Source organism: Ancylobacter sonchi (genome assembly GCF_018390695.1).
Lineage (GTDB): Bacteria > Pseudomonadota > Alphaproteobacteria > Rhizobiales > Xanthobacteraceae > Ancylobacter > Ancylobacter sonchi.
This window is the reverse complement of sequence record NZ_JAHBGF010000016.1, coordinates 551,453-562,138: the sequence shown is the minus strand read 5'-3', so window position 1 is coordinate 562,138 and position 10,686 is coordinate 551,453. Positions and strand designations below refer to the sequence as shown.

General features: G+C 66.2%; 8 protein-coding genes. 2 read left to right on the top strand and 6 right to left on the bottom strand.

Annotated elements, in window-relative coordinates:
- Positions 1–369: 369 nt before the first annotated feature.
- From cysN to cysQ, 3 genes are all read right to left on the bottom strand, one after another.
- Positions 370–2,265 (bottom strand): sulfate adenylyltransferase subunit CysN, encoded by a 1,896-nt coding sequence (gene cysN, locus KHC28_RS09975; RefSeq protein ID WP_214008154.1) that lies wholly within the window; start codon positions 2,263–2,265, stop codon positions 370–372.
- Between the two features lies 1 nt (position 2,266).
- Positions 2,267–3,160 (bottom strand): sulfate adenylyltransferase subunit CysD, encoded by an 894-nt coding sequence (gene cysD, locus KHC28_RS09970; protein ID WP_214008209.1) that lies wholly within the window; start codon positions 3,158–3,160, stop codon positions 2,267–2,269.
- A 78-nt stretch (positions 3,161–3,238) separates the two neighbouring features.
- Positions 3,239–4,087 carry a 3'(2'),5'-bisphosphate nucleotidase CysQ gene (cysQ, locus tag KHC28_RS09965; protein WP_214008153.1) on the bottom strand — a complete coding sequence of 283 codons (849 nt, stop codon included), beginning with the start codon at positions 4,085–4,087 and terminating at the stop codon, positions 3,239–3,241.
- A 200-nt stretch (positions 4,088–4,287) separates the two neighbouring features.
- On the opposite strand from cysQ, the gene KHC28_RS09960 reads away from it, so the two are divergent.
- Positions 4,288–5,814 (top strand): malonate--CoA ligase, encoded by a 1,527-nt coding sequence (locus KHC28_RS09960; protein ID WP_214008152.1) that lies wholly within the window; start codon positions 4,288–4,290, stop codon positions 5,812–5,814.
- 140 nt (positions 5,815–5,954) lie between these two features.
- The gene (locus tag KHC28_RS09955; RefSeq protein WP_214008151.1) at positions 5,955–6,488 is read left to right on the top strand and encodes a YciE/YciF ferroxidase family protein; all 534 of its coding nucleotides are present in this window, start codon (positions 5,955–5,957) and stop codon (positions 6,486–6,488) included.
- A 104-nt stretch (positions 6,489–6,592) separates the two neighbouring features.
- Here the strand turns inward: KHC28_RS09955 and KHC28_RS09950 are convergent, their stop codons facing one another.
- The 3 genes from KHC28_RS09950 to KHC28_RS09940 all read right to left on the bottom strand — a co-directional run bounded on the left by KHC28_RS09950 (position 6,593) and on the right by KHC28_RS09940 (position 10,334).
- Positions 6,593–8,017: an aldehyde dehydrogenase family protein gene (locus KHC28_RS09950; RefSeq protein WP_214008150.1), complete on the bottom strand. Its 1,425-nt coding sequence runs from the start codon at positions 8,015–8,017 to the stop codon at positions 6,593–6,595.
- 261 nt (positions 8,018–8,278) lie between these two features.
- Positions 8,279–9,169, bottom strand: a complete 891-nt coding sequence (locus KHC28_RS09945) for a Hint domain-containing protein (RefSeq protein ID WP_214008149.1) — start codon at positions 9,167–9,169, stop codon at positions 8,279–8,281.
- A gap of 280 nt (positions 9,170–9,449) precedes the next feature.
- Complete coding sequence (locus tag KHC28_RS09940) at positions 9,450–10,334, bottom strand: Hint domain-containing protein (RefSeq protein ID WP_214008148.1); 885 nt, start codon at positions 10,332–10,334, stop codon at positions 9,450–9,452.
- Between the last annotated feature and the right edge of the window lie 352 nt (positions 10,335–10,686).

Here is a 10,686-nt window from a genome sequence, read left to right as displayed (position 1 = left end):
CACCGGCCCGACTTGATCGTCGGCGGGAGCGGCTCTATATTCGCTGGCCTTTCGGCCGTCAAGTCCGACTTCAAGTTATCCACTCGAACCCGAACCCCTCAACCTAAGGGCTCACACCCTTAGGCCGTCGACAGTTTTCCCTCCGGCGACTGCCGGTCCGAAGACCTCGTCTCTGTCGGGATCAACCAGAGGAGCGTCAGCACCGCGTCAGCGGCGCGCCCCGTCGATGAACGGGGTTATAGGGGGAGCCCCTCAGGGTGTCAACACCGATTTGGCAGGCCCTTCGAAAAAACGACATCGGCCTGTCGCCGGACCGACATGGAGAGGCGCCGAAGCCTTGCACAGCAAGGCTTCGGCCTGGGGATAAAATCAGAGCAGATAACCGTGCGCCGTCAGATAGGCGACGATCTCGTCGGATAGGACCTCCGCCGTATGCTCGCCGGAAGCCAGATGGATCTCGGGCTCCGCCGGCGCCTCATAGGGGCTGTCGATGCCGGTGAAGTTCTTGATCTCGCCACGCCGGGCGCGGGCATAGAGCCCCTTGGGATCGCGGCGCTCGGCCACCTCCAGCGGCGTGTCGACGAAGATCTCGACGAATTCGCCCGGCTCGAGGATCTCGCGCGCCATCTGCCGCTCCGCACGGAACGGCGAGATGAAGGACGTCAGCACGATGAGCCCAGCGTCGACGAACAGCTTCGCGGTCTCGCCGACGCGGCGGATGTTCTCCACCCGGTCGGCGGCGGTGAAGCCAAGATCCTTGTTCAACCCGTGCCGGACATTGTCGCCGTCGAGCAGATAGGTATGCCGGCCGAGCGCGTTAAGCTTCTTCTCGACCAGGTTGGCCACCGTCGACTTGCCGGAACCGGACAGGCCGGTGAACCACAGCACCGCCGGCTTTTGCAGCTTCATTGCAGCGCGGGATGCCTTGTCGACCTCCAGCGCCTGCCAATGCACATTGGTCGCCCGCCGCAGGCCGAAATCGATCATCCCGGCACCGACGGTGAGATTGCTCATGCGGTCGATGACGATGAAGGCGCCGGTCTGCGGCACGTCGGCGAAGGCGTCGAAGGCGATCGGCTGCTGGGTGGCAAGATTGACCACCCCGACCTCGTTGAGCGCCAGCTGCTTGGCCGCCAGCTTCTGGAAGCTGTTCACATCGACCTTGTGCTTGATCTCGGTGACGCTGGCACTCACCGTGCGGGTGCCGATCTTGATGAGATAGGGCCGTCCCGGCAGCAACGCGTCGTCATGCATCCAGATGAGATGCGCCGCGAACTGATCCGAGACCTCCGGGCGGGCGGTGGCCGCGGCGATGATGTCGCCACGCGAGATGTCGACCTCGTCTTCCAGCGTCAGCGTCACCGCCTCGCCGGCATCGGCGCGCGGCCGCGACCCGTCCTTGGTGACGATCGCCTTGACCTTGCTGGTCCGCCCCGAGCCGGCCACCACGATGGCATCGCCCGGCCGCACGGAGCCGCTCGCCACCGTGCCGGAGAAGCCGCGGAAATCGAGATTGGGCCGGTTCACCCACTGGACGGGCATGCGGAACGGCCGCGCCAGCGCATCGTCGGCGACCGGCACGCTCTCCAGATGCTCGACCAGCGTCGGGCCGTCATACCAGGACGTGCGCTCGCTCCGCTCCAGCATGTTGTCGCCATAGCGGGCGGAGAGCGGCACCGCGACGAGGCTCTCGAAGCCGAAGCCGGCGGAGAACTCGCGATAGGCGGCGACGATGTCGTCGAAGACCTTCTGCGAGAAATCGACCAGGTCGATCTTGTTCACCGCCAGCACCACATGGCGGATGCCGAGCAGCGACACGATGAAGGAATGCCGGCGCGTCTGAGTGAGGATGCCCTGGCGGGCATCGACCAGTATCACCGCAAGGTCGGAGTTCGACGCCCCCGTCGCCATGTTGCGGGTGTACTGCTCGTGGCCGGGCGTATCCGCCACGATGAACTTGCGCTTGTCGGTGGCAAAGAACCGATAGGCGACGTCGATGGTGATGCCCTGCTCGCGCTCGGCGGCGAGGCCGTCGACCAGGAGGGCGAAATCGAGATCGTCACCGGTGGTGCCGTGCTTGCGGGAATCGTTCGACAGCGTCGCGAGCTGGTCCTCGAACAGCAGCTTGGTGTCGTAGAGCAGCCGTCCGATCAGCGTCGACTTGCCGTCGTCGACGCTGCCGCAGGTCAGGAAGCGCAGCAGGCTCTTGTTCTCCTGCGCGGAAAGATAATCAGCGACCGATGTCGCCTCGGCGGCCAGGCTCATCTCAGAAATATCCTTCGCGCTTCTTCTTTTCCATCGAGGCGGCCTCGTCGTGATCGATGAGGCGGCCTGCCCGCTCCGAGGTGCGGGCGATGAGCATCTCCTGCACGATGCCCTCCAACGTCGTCGCCTCGCTGTCGATGGCGGCGGTGAGCGGGTAGCAGCCCAGCGTGCGGAAGCGCACCAGCCGCTGCTCGGGCGTCTCGCCAGGATTAAGCGGCAGCCGGCCATCATCGACCATGATCATCTGCCCGTCGCGCCACACCACCGGGCGGCGGGCGGCGAAATACAACGGCACGATGGGGATGCGCTCGGCGAGGATGTATTGCCAGATGTCGAGCTCGGTCCAGTTGGACAGCGGGAAGACGCGGATCGATTCACCCGGCCGCACCCGCGTATTGTAGAGGTTCCACAGCTCGGGACGCTGGCTCTTCGGGTCCCAGGCATGGGTCTCGGTGCGGAAGGAGAAGATGCGCTCCTTGGCGCGGCTCTTCTCCTCGTCGCGCCGGGCACCGCCGAACGCCGCGTCGAAACCGTACTGGGTCAGCGCTTCCTTCAGAGCCTCGGTCTTCATCACATTGGTGTAGAACGAGGAGCCGTGGTCGAAGGGGTTGATGCCCTGCTCGACACCGGTCTGATTGGTGTGGACGATCAGGTCGAAGCCGAGTTCCTTCGCCATCCGGTCGCGGAAGGCGATCATCTCGCGGAATTTCCACGTGGTGTCGATGTGCATCAGCGGAAAGGGCGGCCGTGACGGATAGAAGGCCTTCACCGCCAGATGCAGCATGACCGCCGAATCCTTGCCGATGGAATAGAGCATCACCGGCTTTTTGAATTCGGCCGCCACCTCGCGGATGATGTGGATCGACTCGGCTTCGAGACGCCGCAAATGGGTCATGCGATCTGACGACACGACACTGTCCTTTCAAGATGCGCGCCCGGGGCCGCTAGAGGGACCCGTCGGGCGACGCCGAATTCACGACGCCGTCGCGTCCGGCTGCCGGGCGACGCCTGTTGCGAGCGCCGGATCGCCGAAGGCGACGAAATGGGGATTGGCGAAGTCGGTATCCTCGGCCTGCGCGTGCTTGCCGTAGCGCAGCGGCGCACCGTCGAATGTCAGCACGGCGCCTCCAGCCGCCCGCAGGATCGCGTCGCCCGCCGCGGTGTCCCACTCCATGGTGCGGCCATGGCGCGGGTAGAGGTCAGCCACGCCCTCGGCCAGCAGGCAGAATTTGAGCGACGAGCCGGCGGAGACGAAGCTGTGTTCGGGAAATCGCTGCAGCCATTCCGCCGTCTGCGGCGAACCGTGCGAGCGGCTACCCACCACCTGCAGCGTGGCCGGCGCGCGCCTCACCGCGATCGGCGTCTCGGAGCCCAGGCGCTCGCCTTCCGCCTTCGCCTTGAAGACATGGCCCGGCCGGCCCGCATAGAGCAGCCCAAGCGCGGGGGCATGGACGACGCCGACGGTCGGCACGCCGTTCTCGACGAGCGCGATATTGACGGTGAACTCGCCATTGCGGGCGAGGAATTCGCGGGTGCCGTCGAGAGGATCGACCAGGAAGAAACGCCCGCCGATCTCCGGCACCCGGCCGGCGGCGAACTCCTCCTCGGCGACGACCGGTATCTCCGGCGCCAGATCCTGCAAGCCCTCGAGGATCACCGCTTCGGCACGCTGGTCGGCCTCGGTCACCGGCGAGCGGTCGCCCTTCTCGGACACGGTGAATTCCGTCGCATAGACGTCCATCACCACCCGGCCGGCGCGCAGGGCGAGCCGCACCAGGCTAGAAAAAAATTCTTCGTTCCGAGAAAAAACCGCTTCATTCATGTTGAGCTCTATATCTTACACAGGGGTTCAATGGAATATTTTTAATTACAATAAAATATCGTACTTATATCGCATCGCCTCCCTCTGACGGGACCTCGTCCTTCCCTGCTGCTCGCTGGCTCCGGCGAGATGTGATAGGCAGCGGACCGATCGCAGGAGCCCGGTGTCAAGCGCCGAGAAAAGCAAGAAAGGACAAGGCCGTGAGCAGCAACGCCAACCTTTATGCCGCGATTGAGGCGAGCGCCCGACGCGTCGGCGACGCCATCGCCTTCTGGCAGCCGGACGGCTCGACGCTCAGCTATGCCGAACTGCTCGCCCTGGTCGGCCGCCATGCCGACGCCTTGACCCTGCTCGGCGTCGGGCGCGGGGACCGGGTCACCGTGCAGGTGGAGAAATCGCTCGGCAATGTCGCGCTCTATCTCGCCACGCTGAAGATCGGCGCGGTCTACCAGCCGCTCAACACCGCCTACACGGCTGCCGAGCTCGACTACTTCCTCGGCGACGCCGAGCCGGTACTGCTGGTGGCCGATCCCCGCAAGGCGGAGACGCTGCGCCCGATCGCCGCCGCGCGCGGGGTGCGTCATGTCGAGACGCTGGGGGCCGACGGCGAGGGCTCGCTGGCCGACCTCGCGGCCACACTGCCGGGCACGGTGGAAACCGCCCTCTGCGCTCCAGACGATCTCGCGGCGCTGCTCTACACCTCCGGCACTACCGGCCGCTCCAAGGGCGCGATGATCACCCATCGCAACCTGTCCTCGAATGCCCAGGCGCTGCTGGAGATCTGGGCCTTCCAGCCCGGCGACGTGCTGCTGCACGCCTTGCCGATCTTTCACGTCCACGGGTTGTTCGTGGCGCTGAACACCGCGCTGCTCAACGGTTCCGAGATCATCTGGCTGCCGCGCTTCGACACCGACATGGTGATCGCCCAGCTGCCCCGCGCGACAGTGATGATGGGCGTGCCGACCTTCTATACCCGCCTGCTCGCCCATGCCGGCTTCACCCGCGAACTCGTCAAGGGCATGCGGCTGTTCATCGCCGGCTCGGCGCCGCTGCTCGCCGAGACGCACCGCCAGTTCGAGACGGCCACCGGTCACGCCATCCTCGAGCGCTACGGCATGACCGAATGCGGCATGATCACCTCCAATCCCTATGACGGTGCCCGGCTGCCCGGCTCGGTCGGCTATGCGCTGCCCGACGTCTCCGTGCGCATCGTCGGCGAGAAAGGCGCGGAGCTGCCGCGCGGCGAGGTCGGCATGCTGGAAACCAACGGCCCCAACCGTTTCCTCGGCTATTGGCGCATGCCGGAGAAGACCGCCGCCGAGATCCGGCCGGACGGCTTCTTCATCACCGGCGACCTCGCCAGCATGGCGCCGGACGGGCGGGTGACCATTGTCGGACGCGGCAAGGATCTCATCATCTCCGGGGGATTGAACATCTATCCCAAGGAGATCGAGATGGAGATCGACCAGTTCCCCGGCGTGGTGGAATCGGCGGTCATCGGCGTGCCGCATGCCGATTTCGGCGAGGCGGTGGTCGCCGTGGTGGTGGCGCGGGCGGCGGCTTCTCTGGACGACAAGGCGCTCGGCGCCTGGCTCGGCGACCGGCTGGCGCGCTTCAAGCTGCCCAAGCACATCGCCACCGTCGAGGAACTGCCGCGCAACACCATGGGCAAGGTGCAGAAGGCGGCGCTGCGCGAGCGCTACAAGGGGCTGTTTCCCGCCGGCTGAGGTGCGGCATGACGGTGGCCCGCCACCGGGGCGCGACGATCGTAGAAAAACCTTGGAACGACGAGAGTTCCCCGGCGTTTTGCTGTCATCACCAATCCAAGAACGGGCCGCCTTGAACGCCCGAAAGGGAGATGCGCGCCATGGGTCTGCTGTCCAAGGATATCAAGTCGCTCGGCGATCTGCTGGTGCAGGGGCTGGGCGAGGCGCTCTATGCCGAACGACGCTGCGCCCGCGTCCTGCCATCACTGGTTGCCAAAGCTTCCGACCCCCAGCTGAAAAACGAGCTTAATGCGATACTTACGGGGAATTCGGCCTGCATCGGCCGGCTGGAATCGGTGTTCCGCCTGCTGGCGCGGACGCCGAAGGCGGCGGAAAGTCCGGCCATAGACGGGCTGTTCATCGGCGCGGAGGAGATCAATGGCGAGATCGACGACCCGCATGTGCTCGACGCCGCCATCGCCGCGGCGATCCAGGACGTCGCCGTCTTCAAGACCGCCCGCTACGCGACGCTGATCAGCTGGCTGCAGCAGGTCGGGCACCCGGATGCGGCGCAGATGCTGCAACCCAACCAGGCCGGCTGCCGACGGCTCGCCGATGCGCTGTGCCTGCTCGCCGAGCGGCAGCTGACCCCGCGCGCGGGAGGCCATCCGCCCGCTCCGCGGCTCGCCGGCTGAGGCCGGTGAGGTGGACGATGCGGCCGATGCCGGCCCGATAGACCGGATCGGCCGATCGGCCGTCGCGCATCGAGGCGCGACGGCCGGAAGGCAGAATGGCGGCCTCAGCCCCAGCCGACGATGCCCTTGATCTCCAGGAAATCGTGGATCGCCCAGTCGGCATATTCGCGGCCGTTGCCGGACTGCTTGTAGCCGCCGAACGGCGCCATCGTGTCCCATTCCGGGTAGTTGAGATACACCGAGCCGGCGCGCATGCGGGCGGCCACCGCACGGGCGTGCTCGATCTCCTGCGACTGGATGTAGGCGGCGAGGCCGTACACCGTGTCGTTGGCGATCTCCACCGCCTGATCCTCGCTGTCATAGGACAGCACGGAGAGCACCGGGCCGAAGATCTCCTCGCGCGCCACCGTCATGTCGTTGGTGACATGGCCGAACACCGTCGGGCGGATGTAGTAGCCGCGGTTCAGCCCTTCCGGACGGCCGGGGCCACCGGTGACCAGCGTGGCGCCCTCGGCGATGCCGGCCTCGATGAGGCGCTGGATCTTGTCGTACTGGATCTGGCTGACCACCGGGCCGAGATCGGTGCCCTCGGCGTTCGGGTCGCCGGTCGCCAGCGCCTCGGCGGCTTCCTTGGCGATCGACAGCGCCTCGTCGTGGCGGGCCGCCGGCACCAGCATGCGGGTCGGCGCGTCGCAGGACTGGCCGGTATTGCCGAAGCAGGAACGCACGCCCTGGGCGACGGCTTCCGCGAAATCGGCGTCCGGCAGGATGATGTTGGCCGACTTGCCGCCGAGTTCCTGCGCCACCCGCTTCACAGTATCGGCCGCCGTCTTGGCGACGATGATGCCGGCGCGGGTCGAGCCGGTGAAGGACACCATGTCGACGTCCTTGTGGCCGGCCATGATCTGGCCGACATCCGGGCCGGTGCCGTTGACGAGGTTGAACACACCCTTGGGGGTGCCGGCGGCTTCCATCACCTCGGCGAAGACGATGCCGCTGATCGGCGCGATCTCCGAGGGCTTCAGCACCACGGTGCAACCGGCCGCGATGGCGGGCGCCACCTTGCAGGCGATCTGGTTGAGCGGCCAGTTCCACGGGGTGATCAGCGCGCAGACGCCGATCGGCTCCTTCACCACCATGGTGGCGCCGCGGTGCTCGGTGAATTCGTAGGTCTCGAAGGCCTTGATGGTGGCCTCGATATGCGCCCGGCCGGCCCAGGCCTGCGCATCGCGGGCGAAGGACAGCGGGGCGCCCATCTCCTGGCTGACCGCGCGGGCAATGTCTTCGAAGCGCTCATTATAGGCGGCGAGAATGCGGTTGAGCAGCGCGAGGCGCTCCTCCTTCGGCACCAGCGAGAAGGTCGCGAAGGCGGCCTTGGCCGCGGCGACCGCCTTGTCGACATCCGCCGCCGAGCCGATGGCGATCTGGGTATAGGCTTCCTCGGTCGAGGGATCGATGACGTCGAGCAGGCGCGGCTCGACCGGGTCGACCCAGGCGCCGTCGATGTAGAATTTCTGGTGGTGGCTCATCTGCGCTCTCGTTTGAACGGACCGGCAAGGACAGGATGGCCGGGGGCCATCCGGGCGGCGACGCGGTCGAGCCGCGCCGGCCATGGCGATTTATGCACGGCCGGCGCCGGATGAACATGGTGCCCGAGGAACATGCCGGTTGAGGAGCATGCCACCGGGCCGAGGCGGCTCTCGTTAACCAATGCCCATACTAAGGTACGCGCGCGTGTGCGCGTGACATTCGCCGCCGAACGACCCGCTCGCTGGTTAACGGCCGGGCCGTCAGGCGGCCTGCTCATCCCGCGTGGAAAGACCCAGCACCCCGGCCCGGGCGGCAAGGCGCGCGCGGATATGCCGGGGAAGCTGGCGCGCCGACTTCACACGCGGCAGGTCCAGCTCGGCAATGGCGCTCTGCGGCGCCTCCTGCCAATTGTCGAAGCGGCGGCGGGTGACGTTGTCGACGAAGGTTTCCGCCGCCACGCCCTCGGCGAGGATCAGCGAATGATCGTCGAGCTCGACATGGAAATAGGCGAAGCGCTGCGGCATGTCGGTGTGGCGCGCGATGCTGGTGCCGTTGACCAGCGCGCCGGCCTGCACCAGCACGCCGTCGATCTCCAGCGCGTGGTCGCACGACACGAAGAGATCGCGGAGCGGCAGGCCCTCGCCGAGCGCGCCGGAGCGGATCCGTATCGGCATCACCTTCAGCGGATCGGCGAACAGGGTGGAAACGCTCTGGCGGGCCAGCCAGCGTACCGGCTTGGTGGAGCCATCGGCGGTGAGAACGAGATCGCCGGGCTTCAGCGTCTCGATGGCGACCTCGCCGGTGGGCGTCGCGATCATCGTGCCGGCAAGGAAGCAGACGATGAAGCTGGTGCCGTCGCGCTCCGCATAGTCACCGGCTTCCTGCTCGGTGTCGGTGAACCACCAATAGACGCCGCTGCCGAGGCCGGCCACCAGCCCGTCGCCGCTGGCATAGTAGAAATAGCCATTGCCCGACCCGCCATCGGGGGCGGAATAGGCGAAAACCGGATTGTCGGCGTCGAGCACGGGATCGTCGAGCGTGCCGACGAGCACGTCGACATAGGGATTGTCCGCCTGCCCGGGATCGCTGCCGGCGATGACGTAGCCGTCAGCCGTCACGGCATAGGCATAGCTAAAGATCTTGATGTCCATGCACGGCCCCCGTCGGCACCGACGGGCGCTACCGCGCCCGCCATGAGGGCCGACGTTCCGCCTGGCGGCCCCCATTCGACGAAAGAAGTATCAAACCACCGCCATTCTGGAAATAGCCCGGAGGTGGAACGATACGGCACGGAACGTGCCGCCGCGCCGGACGACCGATGGCGGGCACGGACGGGGGAGCGAGAGAAACGGCACTCCGGACAGAATTGTCCGGGAATGCCGTTCCCGGGGCGGCCGGCGGGATGGAGCACCGCCGACACGCGTGTTGCGATCAGGCGGCGCGGTCGGGGACTTGGTCGGCGGCGAAGCCGAGCTGCGCGGCGCGCGCCGCCAGCCGGGCGCCGGTGGCCGGCGACAGCTGGCGCGCCGACTTGACGCGCGGCAGGTCGAGTTCGGCTATCGGCGCCTCCGGCGCCTCTTCCCAATTGTCGAAGCCGTAGCGGGTGACATTGTCGACGAAGGTCTCTGCCGCCACGCCCTCGGCCAGCACCAGCGCGTGGTCATCGAGTTCGACATGGAAATAGACGAAGCGCGTCGGCATCGCGGTATGGCGGACGATCGACGTACCGTTCACCAGCGCGCCGGCCTGCACCAGCGCCCCGTCGACCAGCAGCGCATGATCGACCGACACGAAGAGATCACGCACGGGCAGGTTGTCGCCCAGCGCGCCGGCGCGGACGCGCACCGGCATCACGCGCAGCGGATCGGCGAAGCGGGCGGATACTGTCTGGCGGGCCAGCCAGCGCACCGGCTTGGTCGCGCCATCGGCGGTAAGCACGAGATCGCCAGCCTTCAGCGTCTCGATGGCGACCTCGCCCGTGGGCGTCGCGATCATCGTGCCGGCGAGGAAGCAGACCACGAAGCTGTCGCCACTGTTCGGCGGAGTGGTGTTGCCGGTCTGGGCGGTGTCGGTGAGCAGGTACGTGGCGCCGTTGTAGGAAATGACGATGCCGTCGCCGCTTGCGTAGAGGAATTTCGCCGATCCGCTTGAAAATCCGCCGATCGTGATGGTGTCGCCGGAGGTGATCGTCGCATCGGCGCCTGAATTTACAGTCGTATCAAGATAAGGGTTGCGAGCATGCCCAGCGGCATTGCCGTTCTGGACCTTACCCTGATTGTTGAGCAGATAGGCGTAGCTGAACGTATCGGTCGCCATCTCGACGATTTCCCTCTTCGCTGTTCGATTGCCTCCGAAAGACCGTCGCGCTCCCCCGCGCTCCGGGCGGCAGAGCCTTTCGGGCCGACCCGCCGCATGGGCGAAGGGTTAACCGGCGCTGCAATTTTTGGAAGGGTTTCACGATAAAAAAGAACGAAATTAGAATTAATAATCAAATTTTGACACTTAAATTTCGAAACAAATTGCAATCATTTTCGACTCAAACGAACGCGGCTAACGAATTGGCGCTGCGGGAAAATCCGGTATGCCGGCACCGGCGGCGCGCGCGGACTCGCGCGGTACATGGCCGGAATATGCGGCAGGTTGTCGCAGCAGGAATCTCACGACTGTC

Excerpts from the sequence above, each read along its gene's own strand:
- cysD (WP_214008209.1), bottom strand. The coding sequence starts at position 3,160 with ATGACCCATTTGCGGCGTCTCGAAGCCGAGTCGATCCACATCATCCGC.
- cysN (WP_214008154.1), bottom strand. The coding sequence starts at position 2,265 with ATGAGCCTGGCCGCCGAGGCGACATCGGTCGCTGATTATCTTTCCGCG.
- KHC28_RS09950 (WP_214008150.1), bottom strand. The coding sequence starts at position 8,017 with ATGAGCCACCACCAGAAATTCTACATCGACGGCGCCTGGGTCGACCCG.
- cysQ (WP_214008153.1), bottom strand. The coding sequence starts at position 4,087 with ATGAATGAAGCGGTTTTTTCTCGGAACGAAGAATTTTTTTCTAGCCTG.
- KHC28_RS09945 (WP_214008149.1), bottom strand. The coding sequence starts at position 9,169 with ATGGACATCAAGATCTTTAGCTATGCCTATGCCGTGACGGCTGACGGC.
- KHC28_RS09940 (WP_214008148.1), bottom strand. The coding sequence starts at position 10,334 with ATGGCGACCGATACGTTCAGCTACGCCTATCTGCTCAACAATCAGGGT.
- KHC28_RS09955 (WP_214008151.1), top strand. The coding sequence starts at position 5,955 with ATGGGTCTGCTGTCCAAGGATATCAAGTCGCTCGGCGATCTGCTGGTG.